Consider the following 15,974-nt stretch of genomic DNA (forward strand, 5'->3'; position numbering starts at 1 on the left):
GGAGCGCACGCAAGAAACCGGGCCGCAGCGCCCGGCGAGGAATGTGACCTCGCGCCCGACGGGCTCTCAGCTCGCGTCGCGCGGGCCCTCAGCCCACGCCCACGGACCTCAGCCCGCGTCCAGCAGACGCCGGCCACGGGTCGGCCGGGTCGGTTCCCAGCCCAGGGCGCGGGAGATGCTGCGGCTCGCCGCCTGTACCGCGGGGGTCAGCGCCGTCGGGGTGAGGGGGCCGTCGGAGCGGACCACGACGGAGAGGGCCGCCACCACCTCGCCGCCCGCGCCACGCACGGGGCAGGCGACCGACAACGCGTCCTCGGTCACCTGACGGTCGCTGAGGGCCGACCCGGCGCCACGCACTTCGGCGAGCATCTTGCGCAGCACCGCGGGGTCGGTGACGGTGTACGGCGTCCAGCGCCGCAACGGCTCGGCCAGCACCCGCTCCTGGACCTCCCGAGGAGCGTGTGCCAGCAGGACGAGTCCGACGCCGGTGGCCGGCAGGGCGAAGCGCCCGCCGACCTTGGTGAGGACCCGGATCGCGCCACGGCCGGTGATGCGCTCCACGTAGACGACCTCGAGCCCCTCGCGCACGGCCAGCTGCACGTTCTCGTGGGTCGCCTCGTAGAGGTCCTCCAGCGCGGGCAGCGCGGTCTCCCGCAGGGCGAGCCCGCGGGGCGCCGCGCACGCCGCCTCCCAGAGCCGGAGTCCGATCTGGTAGCCACCGTCGGCCTCTTCCAGCGCGCCCCACTCGATGAGGTCGGTGGCGATGCGGTGGGTGGTCGTGAGGGAGAGGCCGCTCGCCCGGGACAGCTCGGAGAGGGTGAGCCGCGGGCGGGCGGCGCCGAAAGCGCCCAGCACGTCGAGTGTGCGGACGCTGAGGGAACGGGCGTCGCGCCCGCCCGTCGCTGCGCTTTTACCAGGCACCTTGCGGCTCCGGGATGCTCGGGCTCCTGGCGGGAGAGGGCCGGGAGCAAGGCGCGCCCGATCGTGTACCGGCGGGCGCGGGGCGATATGAGGGCTACCGTACGGCCCCGCCCAGGTCGCCGGGCGGCCTGGGCCGAGGGTGTCCGACCGGTCACCCGCGCCTCGGGGGCCGTCACCGGTGAAGTCGGTGACGACCCCGAGCCGCGGGCGGGGCGCGGACTCGTCACCGCGGATGATCTGCCCGCGGCCACGGGCCGTGCACCACCACCAGCCCGTTGTCGGCGTCGACCTCGACGCGGTCGCCAGTCGCGATCCTGGCGACCGGGTCGTCGTCGAGCTCGGTCACCGTGGGGACGCGGGTCACGATCGCGCCCAGGGCGGCCTTGGTGGTCAGGTGGGTGAAGACCATCGCCAGCGGCGCGGTGCCCATGAGGCGGGTCGACTGGAAGAAGCCGGACCAGCCCGAGGAGCCCTTCGCCCCCGGGAAGACCAGCACCTTGCCGGTGAAGCAGACGCCGTAGAGCTCGTGCCTGCGCTCGACGATGGTGCCGGTGGCCGGATCGATCCCGCCCCAGCCGGAGATGGTCTCGTGGGAGACCAGGGCCTCGCCCTCGACGCGCCCCGGCACGATGCCGCGGCCGCGGAGCACAAGCCGCCCAGGTTCTGCGACGCTGGTCATCGGACCACCGCCGCGGGGGCCAGCGAGCCGCGCCAGCGGCCGGTCACGGCGGCGTCGACGCACTCCTCGGTGGTGCCGAACCAGGCCTCGATGCCGAGGATCGCCGGCAGGTAGTGGGCCTGCTTGGCCGAGTCCGTGGCGAACACCTTGGTGCCCGCCGGCGCCACCCGCGACATGGCCGGGCAGGAGTCGGTCAGGACCCGTCCCCCGGCGCCCTCGATGGTGGCCGTCCACCCGTTGCGGTCCGCGACGGAACGCAGCGCGCGCGGCGTCATGACCCACAGTTCGGTCCCGGCCGACAGGGTGCGGCCCTCGAGCGCCCGCGCGACCCGGCCGATCTGCTCGAGCGAGGCGTGCGGGCAGCCGATCAGCACGAAGTCGACGTCCTCGCTGTTCCCGATGGAGTTGAGCGAGTCGTACATCGCGCGGCGCTCCGCCTCGCCGTAGTGCAGCGGCTCGGGCTCGGCGGCGCCGCCGAAGGCGGCCTCCAGGGTCGGCGCGTCGGGGGTGCGTCCAGGGATGTGGTACATCTCGACGCCGCCCGAGGAGGCGGCGGCCGCACCGAAGTGCTTCAGGTCCGCCAGGTCGGGCTGGCCGAGGTCGCCGACCATGACCGGCCGCGCCTCCATGACCGCGTCGCCGACGAAGTAGCCGAACATGCCCCAGTCCTGGAAGCCGGTCATCCGCAGCCCGGACTCGATCAGATGGGTGCCGTACCGGTTCTCCACCAGGTGGTTGCCCCAGCAGGGGATCCGGCCGGTGATGCTCGCCGACCCGGTCGAGGCGCCCCCTTCGCAGTTGGTGCGCGCGCCGAGGACCGAGTTGGCGTACACCACCGCCGAGGACTCCATCCAGGCGACGTGCTCGCCGTAGGTCGGCAGGTTGCCCACCTGGTACGGAGTGCACGTGGCCAGGACGTTGACGCCCTTGGAGCTGTAGAACGACTCGGCGTCGGCCTGCAGCTCGATGTTGCGCTCGGAGTACGGCATGATCCCCAGCGCGTCGTTGCCGAAGCCGTGCTGGAGCTGGCAGGTCGGCACCTTCATCTGCGGCACCGTGATGTCGTCGTCGCAGTCGAGGCTGATCACCGCGAACGCCTTCGACCAGCCGCCCTCCTCGAACAGCTTCGTCTTGGCGGGCGAGGGCTGGGTGTTGGTCCCCGCCACATTGCGTGTCTCGCACAGGTGCTCGGCGCCCAGGGCGCCGGCGTACCTGATGAGCAGGTCCATCGCCGCCGCGACGGCGTCGCCGTCACGGCCGTCGCGCATGGCCTTTTCTTCGTCGGTCAGAGCGACCATCGGCTCCTCCTCAGTCCTGGACGTTCACACGGACGCGGTCGCGCAGCGCCCCGAGGTCGACCTGGTGGACGTCCTCGCCCAGGGTCAGGTCGAGGGCGTGCGCGGCGGCGAGGCCCATCGCCGAGCAAGGGCCCATCACCCGGACGCTGGAGAGGGCGGCGGCGTCCCCGTCGACACAGCGGCCCGCGGCCACGAGGTTGTGCGCCTGCGGCGAGAGCATGCTGCGCAGCGGGACGTAGTGGACGTGGTCGGGGCCGAAGGTCTCCCATACGTAGCCCTCGACCCGGTCGTGCAGCTCGACCGGCCAGGCCGTCCGGGCGATGGCGTCGTCGAACTTCGTCTCCTGCCGTACCTCGTCGAGGGTCAGCTGGTGGGAGGCGGCGAGCCAGCGGGCTTGGCGCCGCCCCGGGAATCCGTAGGCCTGGACCTTGGCGTTCTTGAACGCCTTCGGGAACTCCTGCCGGAGGAACTTCACGACCCGGTCCGCCTGGGCGCGGCCCCGCAGCTGCGCGTCGGCGGCCTCGACGGCGGTCAGGGGAGCCTCGACGTGGGTCATGTTCATCACCGCGGTGTTGCGGCCTGGGAAGAAGAACGCGAGCCCGTCGCGGCGGACGAGGCCGTACTCGCCGGCCTTCTCGTCGACCCGGGCCACCAGCTCGGCGGGCTCCGGATTGCCGGACTCGTCGAGTGCCTCCAGGCGGATCTGCTGGGAGCCCCAGACGGTACGGTCGGGGACCTGGCAGGGCAGCCCCGCCTCCCAGGCGAGCGCAGCGTCGCCGGTCGCGTCGACGACACCGCGGGCGGTGACGCTCACGGGGCCGAAGCGGGTGGCGAAGTCGACCCGCTCGATGACGCCGCCCTCGATCCCCACGCCGCTGACGCAGGCGCCGAGGACCACCCGGATGCCGAGCTCCTGGACGATGTTCTCGAACCAGCGGCCGAGGGCCACCTCGTCGTAGACCACCGTCTGGGTGTGGGTACGGCGGTAGTAGATGTCGTTGGTCTTCTCCATCGCCTCGAAGAGCTCGCCGAAGATCCCGTAGGTCAGCTGGCGGTAGTCGGGCGCGTTGCCGTAGATCCCGCAGAAGAGCCCGATCATCGAGTTGACGCACTGGCCGCCGAGGACCGGGAGCGCGTCGACGAGGACGACGTCGCGGCCGAGGCGGCGCGCCTGGATGGCCGCCGAGAGCCCGGCGATGCCGGCACCGACGACGAGGATGTCGGCGTCGAGCCGTTCGGCCGGATGGTCGGCCGGCTTGGTGACCGTGTGGACGACGAGATCGGAAAGGGCGTGGGGCATGGTGTCGTTCGTCTTTCTTGAGAGCGTTGGTCAGTTGGCGGCGGTCCGGCGCAGCGTGGCGCCCCGGTCGAGCGGCTGAACGGCGTCGGCGTACACGCCGAGCCAGGAGCCGGGCCGCGCCGGCCAGGTTTGCGGCGCGCGTGTTTCGGCGTACGCCTCGATCCGGCGGTTCAGCTCTTCGTCGTCGATCAGCAGGTCGACGGTCCGGTTCGGGACGTCGATCGCGATCTCGTCACCGGTGCGGACGACGCCCAGCGGGCCGGGCACGCCTGCCTCGGGCGAGATCTCGCCGACGACGATGCCCTTGTTGACGAGCCCCGAGAGCTGCCCGTCGGTCACGAACGCCACCTGCTCGCTCAGGCCGGCGCCGTTCAGCGCGAAGACCACGTTGGAGGCCATCCCCATCCCCGGTGTTCCGGTGACGCCAAGCCCCCGCAGCACGAGGACCTCGCCCGGCAGCACCTCGCCGCGCTCGATCGCCTCGGTGGCCTCGGGCGCTGCCTCGAAGACACGCGCTGCGCCGCGGAAGGTGCGGGCCCGGTTCTCCGTCACCGACAGTTTCACGATGCCGGAGTCGGGGCACAGGTTGCCGCGCATCAAGACGATGGTGGACTCGGCGCGCATCGGCTCGGCGTGGATCACCTCCGCGTCGACGGGGGCGCCGGCGACGGCCTCGGCCATCGGCTTGCCCGTGACCGTCATGGCCGAGCCGTCGATCCTGTCGCCGAGCTGGAGGAGCACGCCGCGAGCGCCGCCCGCGGCGTCGAACTCGTCGATCGTCGTGGGCCCGTTGGGCTGGACCGCCGCGATCGGCCCGACCTCCCGCCCGATCTCCTCGAAGAGCCGGTGGACATCGATGTCGTACGGCGACTCCGCGGCGATCGCCTCCAGATGCTTGACCGCGTTGATCGAGCCGCTGACCGCGATGACCGCCGTCACCGCGTTGCGGAACGCGGCGGGGGTCATCACCGTGCTGGGGCGCCGGTCCGCCTCGATCGCCGCCATGACGACCGGGCCGGCGGCCTTCGCGGCCGCCCACATCGTCTCGCTGTTGGCCTGGGTCGGGGCGGAGCCGGGCAGCGCCATCCCGAGCGCCTCGGCGACGATGTGCATGGTGTTGGCGGTGCCCATCCCCTGGCAGACGCCGGGGCCGGTGATGGCGCGGTCGGACATCTGGCAGAGGTCGTCGAAGCTGATGGCGCCCGCGGCGAGCTTGCCGGCGTCGACGAAGACCTCCTCGATGTCGACACGGCGACCGTTGTCGAGGACACCGCAGCTCTGGTATCCGCAGGCGACGATCACAGTGGGGACGTCGGTCCGTGCGGCCGCCATCAGCTGGCCGGGCGTCGTCTTGTCGCACGACGCCAGGCAGATCATTGCGTCGAGCTGCGCGCCCTCGACCACCGACTCGATGTCGTAGGACACCAGGTCGCGGCCCGAGAGCACATATCCGCCGCCCCGGCCGGCGGCCATGCTGAAGTCCGTCGGCGCGACGGTGCGGATCTCGAAGCCCAGCCCGCCGGCGTCGTACACCGACTGGCGGACGGCCTCCGCGACCTTGTCGAGGTGGGCGAAGCACGGCGCCAGCCCGGAGGAGGAGTTGACGATGGCGATCTTGGGCCGACGGATCTCCTCGTCGTTGTAACCCAGCGCCTTCCACTGCGTGCGGGTCGTCGCCCAGCGGGAGGACCCGATCGGATGGTTGCTCCGCAGCTTGGTGGACACCGCTCGACTCTTTCCTGGTTGTTGCTGGTGCTTTTGTGCGAAGTGGCTGAGGCGGGCGTCCGTCATCAGGAGGCGGCCGCCGTCTTCACCGGCGCCACGCCGGTCGTGGGTGTCTCCACCAAGATCGCTCCCTCGGCCTCGGCCGGCAGCCGACGCTGGACCCGGCCGAACACGAACAGCACCACCACCATCACGGCCGGGCAGACCGCGAACACGGTGAACGCGCCTTGTGCCCCGAGACCGGCGTCGAGGATGACACCGCCGAGCCAGGGACCGACCATCGCGCCGATCTTGGCGACCGAGGACGCCCAGGCGGCGCCGTTGGCACGGATCGCCGTCGGGTAGAAGGTGCCGGCGATGCTGGTGATACCGCCATGACCGCCGTTGACGAACATCTTGGCGCCGATGACGAAGGCGACGTAGACGGCCGGGGCGAGAGCTCCGCTGCCCAGCGTCACCATGCAGACAACGGCTGCGAGCGGCATCCACAGGATGATGCCCGCGCCCTTGCGGTCGACGAACCGGCTGATGAACAGCTGCGCGACGGCGCCCGCGACGCTCGCCAGGGCGGCGATGGTGGCGGCCGCGCTCACGCTGAAGCCCATCCGCTCGTTGATCATCGGGGCCCAGAAGACCAGGAAGTAGATCAGCGCCGAGGAAAGGAGGTAGACGACCCACAGCAGAGGAGTGATGGCGGCGAGGTGGCCGCGGAAGAGCTGGACGGGGGTGAACCGCTTGCCCGAGTGCGCCTGCTCCTGGGCCTCGGTGGTGAAGCGGGTCCCGGGCTCGATGGACAGGCCCGGCTGGAAGCGGCTCAGGATGCGGGAGATGCGCTCGTCGCTGTCGGGGCGGGCCTTCAGCGCCAGGAACTTCACCGACTCGGGCAGCAGCGGCAGCACCGCGAGGACGGTGAGCAGGGAGCAGACACCACCGACGACGAACACCGATCGCCAGCCGTAGTCGGGGATCAGCCAGTTGGAGACGGGACCGCCGGCAGCGCCGCCGAGCGTGTAGCCGCACATGATGATGGAGACGGCGGTCACCCGGAACCGCTTCGGCGCGTACTCGGCCGCCAGCGCCCAGGTCAGCGGGAGTACGCCGCCGAGGAAGAGCCCGGATATGAAGCGCAGGGCGAACAGGTGTGCATAGGTGTCCGCCTGGGCGAAACCGAGCATGAAGACGCCGAATCCGGCGACCGACACGATGATGGTGGGACGGCGTCCCATCCGGTCCGCCAGATAACCCATGATCAGCGCACCGATCATGGTGCCGAAGAGGCCGACCGTGCCCAGGGTGCCGAGCTGGGTCTCGGTGAGCCCGAAGTCCTTCTTGAGGTAGGTGGCGGCGAACGACAGGATCTGGAAGTCGAAGCCGTCGAGGAAAGTGATCAGACAGCAGACCGCGTACATCAACAGCCAGCGGCGGTTCGCTCGCTGACGCTCGATGATCGGGGCCAGTTCCACGAGGTGTGGTGTGGCGCTCATGGACGTCTCCTCATCGTTGAGGGGAGGGCGGGGCGGGGTGCGGGGTCAATGCGGGCCGTGGCGATGCCCTGGCCGGCGTCGACGCTGCCCCGGTCCCCGGTTCGGATGACGGTCAGCGGGTCCCGGTCCGGACCGGTCACGGTGGGGACACGGGTGACGACCGCGCCGAGCGCGGCTGTTCCGGTCATGGCCGCGAAGAGCCATGCCGAGGGGTGCGGCGCCGGCGAGCCGGGTCGCCTGGAAGAAGCCCGCCGCTCCGGAAGAACGGGCCGATCAGGGAGCTCCCCACATGCTCGCCGAGCATGGGCAGGCCGTCGATCAGATGTGACCTGCGCCACGGTCAGGGCATGGGGCATCGAGGGCTCCTGTGGAAGGGGGTTGTGCCGCGAACGCGGCTCTCACTGCATGCCCCGCACCGTAGGCGGACCGTCTCGCCGGAGGGAATGCCCAGGTCAATAGAGCGTTCGACTGGGAGGTATCAATTCCGTTTATGGTCCGAGGCAGGCCGCCGCCCGGGCCACCAGGTCACGCAGCCAGCTGTGCGCCGGGTCCTCGTCGTGGCTCGCGTCCCACCAGAGATGCTCTTCCAGCGGATCGAGCGGTACCGGGCAGGCGAGCGTGCGCAGCCCGTGCGCGGACCTCAGCGGCGCGGCGAGCCGCTCCGGAACGAGCGCCACCCGCCGCGTTCCGGAGATGAAGTCGGGCACGGCCCGGTAGCTCTCCACGCGTACGGCGATCCGTGGCCGGATGCCCAGGGTGCTCAGCTGCCGGGTCGCCGGAGCGGCCGACGGGTAGCCCTCGTCCCGGTGGTAGGGCACCACCCACGGCAGCCGTGCCAGGTCCTCGATGCCGAACGACTCGGTCCCACACAGCGGGTGGTCGGCGGACACCAGACAGACCCACCGGTCCTGGAAGAGCGGAGCCGAGTGGACACCTGGGGTGCGGAAGTGGCCCAGCGGCGGGGAGACCATGGCGTCGACGAGCCGGATCGCGTCGCCCGCGCCACTGCCCAGGGTCTCCCTGATGAGCTGAACATGGAGCGCCGCATGCGGCGCCTCACGGTCGAACAGCCGTGACAGCGCAGGGCCGAGGACCGTCGCCTGGTAGTCGGCCATCAGCAGCGTGAACTCCCGCTCGGTGGTGTCGGGGTCGAACGCCCTGCCTGTCGCGAAGAGCCTCTCGGCGGCCGCGCACACGGTCTCGACCTGCCCAGCCAGCTGCGCGGCGAGCGGCGTCAGGACGTAGGCACCCTGCACCCGGGCGAGCAGCTCGTCCCCGAAATGCCGGCGCAGCCGGGACAGCGCGGCGCTGACGGCGGGCTGGGTGACGCCGAGGTTCCGGGCGGCCCGGGTGACGTTCCGCTCGCGCAGCAGCGCTCGCAGCGCCACCAGGAGGTTGAGATCGAGGTTCGCGAGGTGCGTGGGACGGGACTGCCGTGGGCTCATATGCCCGGGATTCTGCCCCACGCACGCCGGCCTTTTCCATCCTTCACCTCCGGGCCGCCTCCGCGGTCGGGGAGGCGGTCACCGCCGCCACCGTCGTCATGGTGTGGTCCGGCACGCCCGGGGAAGCCCGCCAGGTCGCAGCTGGCCTCGCCACAATCGCGTGGGGGCTCGCGACGATCCTGGCCATGCGGGGCCTCAAACTGCGACCGATGGCCTCGCAAAGTGTGTTCGTCTCGAAGGACTCCTAAGCTGCGGTTCCCCTGCGATCTGCGCCGCCAGAGCTCCCAAGCGCGTCACAGGCGGCCGAGTTGACTCCGCCTGACGCCCGGCGGCAATGAGGCCTTTCCAACCTGGCTGCGCAGCAAGGCGGTTGGCCCAGGGCGGCGTTGAGGGAAGGCGAAGTTCCTGGTAGATGAGTTGTCGACCAAGATCAGCCTGTCCGCCCGGAGCTTCACGTGCTTGTCTACCCATCGGGGATCGATCTGTCCGGCTCGACCCTGCGCTACCTGTCCGACCTGCTGACAGCTCGGCGCCGTGAGCGCGGCACGCGCTGGCGCCGACTGACTGCTGACCGACAGGCCCTGCTCGCGCTGGCCCGCCTGTGCTGCGGGCACACGTACGCCCAGCTCGCGGCCGGCTTCGGGATCGGGCCGGCCACCGTCTACCGATACATCGCCGAGGCGGTTGAGGTCCTGGCCGCCCTCGCCCCCACCCTTAAGCAGGCCATGACCGTCGCCGCCAACAAGGCGTTCGTGATCCTGGACGGCACCCTGCTGCACATCGACCGCATTGCCGCCGACCGCCCCTACTACTCTGGCAAGCACAAGCGCCACGGCATGAATGTCCAGGTCATCGCCGATGCGTTCGGACGCCTGCTGTGGGTCTCACCTGCCCTGCCGGGTGCCGTCCACGACATCAAGGCCGCACGCACCCGCGGCATCATCGAAGCACTCACCCAAGCCGGCATCGGGGCGTGGGCAGACAGGGGATATCAGGGAGCTCGGGGGACGATCCGGGTGCCTTACCGGGGCCGCTGGAGCACGCTCCCAGCCGGGAAGCGGGCGGTGAACTCCTCCCACGCCAAGATCCGAGCCGTCGGAGAACAGGCCAACGCCACCCTGAAGAGTTGGCGCCTCCGGCGCAAATTGCGTTGCAGCACCGTCCGTATCACCGACATCGTCAAGGCCGTGCTGGTCTTGCGCCTCGCCACGGCAGCCTGAGGTCGCTGCGGCCGGAGGCAGGACAAGGAAAGTGCCGCCATCAACGACAGCAAGGGAGCTCGCTCACCGTGGCAGACGTCAGAGTCACCTACGACAGGACCGTGGACGCGGCGTACATATACCTCACCGAACCGCAGGCCCGCGTGAAGTCGGCGCGCGTGTATCCCTGCGATCCAGTGGACGTCGACGGCATGATCAACCTCGACTTTGACGAGCGGGGCCGCCTCATCGGCATCGAGGTGTTGGCTGCCAGTTCAAAACTGCCCGAGTACCTGCTCCAGTCCGCGGAGCGACTGGATACCGAAGGTGCATGAAACAGTCGAGCACCGCGCTCGCGACGACCGCGGTGCGCCTTGCAGCAGGTTGGAAAAGTCTCACCGACCGGAATGATGTCTAATGGGCAGCCTCGTACTGCGTGCGAATGGTGGCCGGCACGCGTCCGCGGTCATTGACCTCAATGCCCTTCGACCTGGCCCACCTGCGGATCTCTTCGGCGCTCGCTCCATCCTGGGTGGTCCTGCCGTGAGACTTCCCGCCCCCGCTCTTGGTGGTGCGGCCGGTCTTGTGGCCGGCCTGAATGAATGGGCCCAATGCGTCGGCGAGCTTGTCGTAGCTCTCCGGGGAGAGGTCGATCTCGTAATTCACTCCGTTCAGTGAGAACGTATGAGTCGATACCTCCTCAGATTCCTGGTTGGTGAGGTCGTCCGTGTAAATGATGATTGTCTTTTGAGCCATGGTCGGATCGTACCGCATGGTTTCCTGTGGTGGGTATGGGTATTCCGTAGTATGTCTGTATGGTAAGGGGGATAATTGCGGCATGGTTGTCGGTTGGGGTTCGGACTTGACTCTGCTCGCATAAATTATCGCCAGCGGTGTCGGCTCGAGAAGGCGTTCGAAGCATCCAGTCATGAGGGGCGTCGGGCGCGGTGAGAACCTTTCCGGGGGATGTATGGCAAGGGTTGGGAGCGTGATAGCCCAGTAGCGGTGGAGCCGCCTGTGTGTCTTCCTGACTGGGCGTTAGCCTCGGGCTTTCACGAAGTGTCCGAAGCGTGATCGAAAACGCAGTCGCTTATTTACGACAGCGAAACAGTGAGCGTTTTCCAATCTCACGCTGATGCGTGGTGAAGGACGAGGACGGCCTTCACCACGTCGGTGATTCGGTTGATGCTGCAGCGGAGATTTCGCAGGAGGCGCCAGCGCTTGAGTGTGGTCATGGCCTGCTCGCCGATGCAGCGGATCTTGGCGTGAGTGGTGTCGTGACGGCGCTTCCATCGCTTGAGGCGGCGGCCTCGAAACGGTACGCGGACGGGTCCGCCGGCGCCTTGATACGGCTCATAGGCGTCGTGGGTTGGCCATTGGGTCAGTCCTGGCAGGTGCCGGGTGAGACGTCTGGTCTGTATGCAGCGCATACCGCTTCATGCGGAGCCCACGCTCACTACAAGCGCAGACGAGACGCAGGGGATCGCCACTACGCCGCCCTCCGCCGCCTGTTCAACCGCATGCTCGGCCGGCTCCACCACTGCTTGACGACCCGCCAGAAGTTCGACGAGGCGATCGGCGGCTCTATTCACGAGTAGTGGTTCTGGCTCACTTCCAGTGGATGGCTGACTGAGCGTGACGTCAGTGGCGTGTGGTGAGATGGCCGGACTATGTGGTCTGTCGTGAACGACTCCGATCGAGTGCAGTGGCACTACACCCCCTTCGACAGCGTAGGCCCGCTCCGATTCGGCATGAGTCACGAGGAAGCCAGCGCCGCGATGGAGCTGCAGGGGTTCATTGGAACCGTCTCCTCCACGCACCAGCGACACGGCGCCCTCGATTTCCTGGCCGTCTTTCGCGAGAGGACCGCTCCGGCGTACGTAAGGGCTGTCACCGTCTACTACAGGGAATCCGGCGGCCTGGCCTGGGGATGCCTGTGCGGGGGAGGGTGATGGTGTGAGCTGATATCGCATGTCGGTGAGACCTTGTGGGCTTTGAGGGTTCCGCTGTCGGGGCGGGTTCCTTCGTAAGGGGTGCGGGTTCCTTCGTAAGGGGTGCGGGTGCCGGCTCTTCCTCCTCCCCGTGCTACGGGTGTGCGCGTGGCCAGGGACACCTGCCCGTGGCTTTTCGTGTGGGAGGGGTGCATCCAGGCATACAAGGACTCGATGGAGGGTGTCCCCGCAGCAGCGGTGGCGATCGGTGTCGAGGTCACCGCGGCCGGCGGCGTGGACGATGTCGTCTACTACCGCGCGGATGGGGACCGACCCGCTACGCGCAGGTCAAGTACGCGGTGGACGCGTCGGTCGCGGTGGGGGAGGAGTACCTGTTCGAACTGAGCGGCGATGGCGGTCCGTCGATCCTGCAGAAGATCACCCGTTCCTGGCAGGCATTGACCCACGACGGGGCGCGGGTCCAATTGGCCCTGCTGACCATTCGGTTGCCGGATCCGGCGGACGACCTGCTCAAGGACCGGGACTCGGGAACCGGTCTCCTGCTTCCCCGGGCAGCCCGGCAGGGCCCGCTGTCCAAGCGTGGTATGGCGCGTGCTCTCTGGGCCACTCATGCCGGGCTCGGCGTGGCTCAACTCTTGCTGGGAGGATCCGTTTTGCTTTTCCGGCATCGAGTGAGTGGTCCGGCAGGGCGATAGGGCAGGCGTGGGCCGTCATGGCGAGGGTGAGGTGGCGGTGCCAGCCGGGGTAGCGGCGGACCTGGTAGTCGTCCAGGCCGCAGCCCTGTTTCGTGGTCCGGAAGCGTTTGTCGGTGGCCCAGCGGCTGTCGGCGACGTGGATCAGGCCGTCGAGCGTGGTGGCTGCCGGGTAGCAGGCGGCGTAGTAGGAGATCTGTTGGGGCTGGCTGACGCTGCTGCGGGCGATCGCTGCATGGCGGCGGTCTTCGCGGCGCCAGGGACGGATCTGCGCCCTCTCCCGGTTGTGGACACGCGGCCCATGGGCGCCGTTGCCGCAGGAACGGCGTTTCTGCTTCTGCCGGGGCAGCCCGGGAAACAGGTCGTGCGGGAGGGGCGATGGCCCGGAGTGACGGCGGTGTCGTGGCAGGTGTGGCCATGAGGTGGAAGGTATCGGCCCGTTCGAGCTCGGTCCGCCGGCCTGTGGGGAAGCCCATGGGCGGCGTCGTCCACGGTCACCCGCCTGAACGGGGCGTTGTGTGCGATTGCCCGGCGGACCGTCGTCTTGGCGGTGACCGCTTTCGTCTCGAAGGCGACCGTGTCCTTGATGCCGGCGGCCCGAGCGGACCGGCCGCGCCGAAGCCCGTTGCAGTGCTTGCGGCGTCTGCGGCCATGTGTGATCGAAGTCTGCGTCCGTGGTGTTCCGGGGAAGCGGAGGTAGCCGCCTCAGCGGTATGAGGGCCCCTCGTACTGCGGTGTCCAGTGGTGAGGTCCGTCGTGGTGCAGGGTCCATGCGATCTGGTCGCTGACCCAGCGGCGGAGGCTGTCGTCGTTGTTCATCGGGTGATTGGCCTGGTCGTGGTGCAGGGTCCATGCGATCTGGTCGCTGACCCAGCGGCGGCGGTCGTCGTCGTTGCTGTTTCGTACCGCGTCCTGGCTGCGGCCGTCGTCATGGGTGTCCAGGAGCTGAACGTGGTGGGAAACGATGGCTGTCCGGTCGTTGGCCGGGTGGGTCGCTGCCGACGCGGGACCGGCCGACGCGAGGAGTCCCGCGGCTGCGAACGTGACGGAAGCGGCCCCGAGAGCAGCACGCTGCGCAATGGTGAAAACCATGATCTTTTCCTCCTTGCTTATCCCGTGACCTGCATAACAGGCCGCGAGGGCTTGCCTTTGATCAGGCACTGACGACAGTACCCCGAAGTGGTTGAACGATGAACTACTTGGGGGGTGAGGTGCGTCATGTCCCGGAAGTCGTTACGTCGGATGTTCCGGTGGCCCGTATCGGTTGCCTGGGGCTGGGGAGTTGGCGCAGCGGCTCCCTCTTCTTGTCGGTGCGGACAGCGGTGCTCGCCCCAGTGGCGCGGGCAACGGTTCGTACACCGCCGCGCCCCGGCCGCCCTACTCCGGTCGCCGGCTCCGGCCGGCACTGTCGTTCGCTCAAGGGAGGCAGCAACGCAACGCCATCGAACGCGCGGCCGGTTGACCGCGGATTACGTCGCACGCGCCATGCCGGATCAACTGACGGCCGCGGCCGGAGGCAACGCCGTGATTCCTCACGGCTCCCAAGGGCGATGCAGGTCTGCGTGACGGTCTGCGGCTGGATGGCGTTCACGGCCCCGCCCGCCTGCTCGGGCACGTCACGGTGCGCACCGGTGGCCTCGGCCGCCGGTGTGTGTCGCCAGCCCCCGGTTCATGATTCCTGGGGCCACTGTGCGGTGGTCAAGGGCGCACGAGGGTGCGGCCGTGTGCAGGGCCGGCCAAACGATTGACAAGGCAGGCGCCAGTGGCCGGGCTCTGGAGGGGGCGTGTGCCGGCAAGGCCGCGCACCACTGCCCGGTGACCGGCACGGGCGGGGTGATGGTGCTCACGCGCCGCGCACCACACCACGTGGCCGCCTGCGTCGTGGGTCAGTGCGTATCCGTGCGGTCGAGGTCGGCGAGCAGCCTTTCCGCGTCGGTCATGAGTGAGCCGTAGACGTGCCAGGCGCCGGGCTTGGTGAGGGTGCCGCGGGCGATGGTGTCGGTCATGGTGTCGTGCCAGGCCAGCGTGCCGTCGATCGCTGCGCGCAAGCGTTCGCGGGGGGATGTGTCCGGTGAGCCGGTTGCCCGGCCGGGTTCGGCGAATGCCTGGACGGCTGCTCCCGCCAGTTGGAGGGTTTCGGCGTACTGGTCGAGGAACTGGTGTCCCAGGTGGTGGTCGGAGTGGTTGTCGTGCGCGTTGTCGGCGAGGGTCCGTGCGATTCCGCGCACCTGGATCGACACCCCGCGCAAGACCCTGAATGTGTCGTCGAAGGTCGTCTCCTTGCGTCGCGTGTGCGCGACGCAGCGTGTGTTCCACCGCAGGCTCTCGCCGGCCTGCTGTACCTGTTCCTCTGCACGAGTGAGGCGTTTGTCCAGGCTGCGCGCCTGGTGGAGCCAGGTGTGGGCCTTGGGGGCGAGCTGTCGCCCGGAGAGGCCGGTACCCATGTCGTGCAGCAGTGTTCCTATCGAGCGGGCGAGGTCGCGTACGGCGGAATCGGACTCGTTCAGGTAGAGCGGTGGCAGGACCAGGGCGTTGACCGCGATGCCCACCGCCGCGCCCGTGAGTGTCTGCAGTGCGGGGGATATGAGACTGCCCATGGGGTCGGTTGCGGTGGCGGCCAGAGCGATGACTGCGGTGGAGGCGACCTGGAGACGGTCGTCAGCGGTGCGGCGCGGGCCCACGATGACCGCGAGGACCGCGATGACCGCGACGGCGCCCGCGGTCGGTCCCAGCAGCCGGGCCGTCGCGAGGGCGAGGATCAGCCCGGCGACCCTGGCCACCACATTTTGTGCCGCCTTGGTCACGGACTGGTACACCGTGGACGCGTTGACCATGAGCAGAGCCGTGGCGACCGCCAGGTAGGGCCGGCCCTCGGGGGACCAGGGGGCCACGATGCTCCAGGTGAGCATTGCCGCGATGAGGGTTTTGGCGCCGTGCACCACATGGCCGGCCCGCTTGGTGCTCAGCCGGCCGGCGAGGCGGCGTAGCGGCCCCGCTGCCGGCACCGGAGTGCGCCCCAGCCGAATGGTTGAATCTTGCATGACTTTGATGATGGCATCAAATGTCCGTTTTGATCTCGTGACATCGGCCACGGTCACCCGTGGCCCGTTACTGCCGACCGACGGCTGGCGTTGGGATCAGGTGCCGTAGCGGAGCACCGCGAAAGGCACGGGGCGCGCCGAGAGGATGGGTCCGCAGCGGGGCCATGCAACCCAGATCCGAAGCCCCTTTGCGCGACGGGCCGACGCGGCCCGCCCTCGCATCAGCGGCCTGCCTCAT

General features: G+C 69.3%; 13 protein-coding genes and 2 pseudogenes. 2 read left to right on the forward strand and 13 right to left on the reverse strand.

What is annotated here, in order from left to right; translation table 11 throughout:
• Nucleotides 1–108: 108 nt before the first annotated feature.
• From OG758_RS47790 to OG758_RS47825, 8 genes are all read right to left on the reverse strand, one after another.
• The gene (locus OG758_RS47790) at nucleotides 109–921 is read right to left on the reverse strand and encodes an IclR family transcriptional regulator (protein WP_326715636.1); all 813 of its coding nucleotides are present in this window, start codon (nucleotides 919–921) and stop codon (nucleotides 109–111) included.
• Nucleotides 922–1,144: 223 nt separating this feature from the next.
• The gene (locus OG758_RS47795) at nucleotides 1,145–1,600 is read right to left on the reverse strand and encodes an aconitase X swivel domain-containing protein (protein ID WP_326715637.1); all 456 of its coding nucleotides are present in this window, start codon (nucleotides 1,598–1,600) and stop codon (nucleotides 1,145–1,147) included.
• Entirely contained in the window at nucleotides 1,597–2,898 is a 1,302-nt protein-coding gene (locus tag OG758_RS47800; protein WP_326715638.1) for an aconitase X catalytic domain-containing protein, read from the reverse strand. The genes OG758_RS47795 and OG758_RS47800 overlap by 4 nt, the downstream gene beginning before the upstream one ends.
• A 10-nt stretch (nucleotides 2,899–2,908) precedes the next feature.
• On the reverse strand, nucleotides 2,909–4,198 hold the full coding sequence (locus OG758_RS47805) for an FAD-dependent oxidoreductase (protein WP_326715639.1): 1,290 nt from the start codon (nucleotides 4,196–4,198) through the stop codon (nucleotides 2,909–2,911).
• A 30-nt stretch (nucleotides 4,199–4,228) separates the two neighbouring features.
• Nucleotides 4,229–5,923 carry a dihydroxy-acid dehydratase domain-containing protein gene (locus OG758_RS47810; protein WP_326715640.1) on the reverse strand — a complete coding sequence of 565 codons (1,695 nt, stop codon included), beginning with the start codon at nucleotides 5,921–5,923 and terminating at the stop codon, nucleotides 4,229–4,231.
• Between the two features lie 65 nt (nucleotides 5,924–5,988).
• The gene (locus OG758_RS47815; RefSeq protein WP_326715641.1) at nucleotides 5,989–7,407 is read right to left on the reverse strand and encodes an MFS transporter; all 1,419 of its coding nucleotides are present in this window, start codon (nucleotides 7,405–7,407) and stop codon (nucleotides 5,989–5,991) included.
• Nucleotides 7,404–7,595 carry a hypothetical protein gene (locus OG758_RS47820; RefSeq protein ID WP_326715642.1) on the reverse strand — a complete coding sequence of 64 codons (192 nt, stop codon included), beginning with the start codon at nucleotides 7,593–7,595 and terminating at the stop codon, nucleotides 7,404–7,406. Before OG758_RS47820 ends, OG758_RS47815 begins: the two co-directional genes overlap by 4 nt.
• A gap of 300 nt (nucleotides 7,596–7,895) precedes the next feature.
• Nucleotides 7,896–8,852, reverse strand: coding sequence for a LysR family transcriptional regulator (locus OG758_RS47825; RefSeq protein ID WP_326715643.1), 957 nt, complete (start codon nucleotides 8,850–8,852; stop codon nucleotides 7,896–7,898).
• Nucleotides 8,853–9,307: 455 nt separating this feature from the next.
• Between OG758_RS47825 and OG758_RS47830 the strand changes: the two genes are divergently transcribed.
• Both OG758_RS47830 and OG758_RS47835 read left to right on the forward strand, forming a co-directional pair.
• The gene (locus tag OG758_RS47830) at nucleotides 9,308–10,072 is read left to right on the forward strand and encodes a transposase family protein (RefSeq protein WP_326715644.1); all 765 of its coding nucleotides are present in this window, start codon (nucleotides 9,308–9,310) and stop codon (nucleotides 10,070–10,072) included.
• A 68-nt stretch (nucleotides 10,073–10,140) separates the two neighbouring features.
• Nucleotides 10,141–10,386, forward strand: a complete 246-nt coding sequence (locus tag OG758_RS47835) for a DUF2283 domain-containing protein (RefSeq protein WP_326715645.1) — start codon at nucleotides 10,141–10,143, stop codon at nucleotides 10,384–10,386.
• A gap of 79 nt (nucleotides 10,387–10,465) precedes the next feature.
• Here the strand turns inward: OG758_RS47835 and OG758_RS47840 are convergent, their stop codons facing one another.
• The 5 genes and pseudogenes from OG758_RS47840 to OG758_RS47865 form a co-directional block, all read right to left on the reverse strand.
• Nucleotides 10,466–10,807: a histone-like nucleoid-structuring protein Lsr2 gene (locus OG758_RS47840; RefSeq protein WP_326715646.1), complete on the reverse strand. Its 342-nt coding sequence runs from the start codon at nucleotides 10,805–10,807 to the stop codon at nucleotides 10,466–10,468.
• Nucleotides 10,808–11,178: 371 nt separating this feature from the next.
• Nucleotides 11,179–11,439 (reverse strand): annotated as a pseudogene (locus OG758_RS47845) (transposase family protein); the annotation flags it as partial.
• Between the two features lie 1,192 nt (nucleotides 11,440–12,631).
• A pseudogene (locus OG758_RS49305) lies at nucleotides 12,632–13,295 on the reverse strand (IS701 family transposase); the annotation flags it as partial.
• 105 nt (nucleotides 13,296–13,400) lie between these two features.
• Nucleotides 13,401–13,787, reverse strand: coding sequence for a hypothetical protein (locus OG758_RS47860; RefSeq protein WP_326715648.1), 387 nt, complete (start codon nucleotides 13,785–13,787; stop codon nucleotides 13,401–13,403).
• Nucleotides 13,788–14,581: 794 nt separating this feature from the next.
• Nucleotides 14,582–15,736 carry an FUSC family protein gene (locus OG758_RS47865; RefSeq protein WP_326715649.1) on the reverse strand — a complete coding sequence of 385 codons (1,155 nt, stop codon included), beginning with the start codon at nucleotides 15,734–15,736 and terminating at the stop codon, nucleotides 14,582–14,584.
• Nucleotides 15,737–15,974 lie beyond the last annotated feature (238 nt).

The sequence above is a fragment of the Streptomyces sp. NBC_01474 genome, assembly GCF_035918215.1.
Lineage (GTDB): Bacteria > Actinomycetota > Actinomycetes > Streptomycetales > Streptomycetaceae > Streptomyces > Streptomyces aureus.

Excerpts from the sequence above, each read along its gene's own strand:
- OG758_RS47795 (WP_326715637.1), bottom strand. The coding sequence starts at position 1,600 with ATGACCAGCGTCGCAGAACCTGGGCGGCTTGTGCTCCGCGGCCGCGGC.
- OG758_RS47800 (WP_326715638.1), bottom strand. The coding sequence starts at position 2,898 with ATGGTCGCTCTGACCGACGAAGAAAAGGCCATGCGCGACGGCCGTGAC.
- OG758_RS47805 (WP_326715639.1), bottom strand. The coding sequence starts at position 4,198 with ATGCCCCACGCCCTTTCCGATCTCGTCGTCCACACGGTCACCAAGCCG.
- OG758_RS47815 (WP_326715641.1), bottom strand. The coding sequence starts at position 7,407 with ATGAGCGCCACACCACACCTCGTGGAACTGGCCCCGATCATCGAGCGT.
- OG758_RS47820 (WP_326715642.1), bottom strand. The coding sequence starts at position 7,595 with ATGACCGGAACAGCCGCGCTCGGCGCGGTCGTCACCCGTGTCCCCACC.
- OG758_RS47825 (WP_326715643.1), bottom strand. The coding sequence starts at position 8,852 with ATGAGCCCACGGCAGTCCCGTCCCACGCACCTCGCGAACCTCGATCTC.
- OG758_RS47840 (WP_326715646.1), bottom strand. The coding sequence starts at position 10,807 with ATGGCTCAAAAGACAATCATCATTTACACGGACGACCTCACCAACCAG.
- OG758_RS47860 (WP_326715648.1), bottom strand. The coding sequence starts at position 13,787 with ATGGTTTTCACCATTGCGCAGCGTGCTGCTCTCGGGGCCGCTTCCGTC.
- OG758_RS47865 (WP_326715649.1), bottom strand. The coding sequence starts at position 15,736 with ATGCAAGATTCAACCATTCGGCTGGGGCGCACTCCGGTGCCGGCAGCG.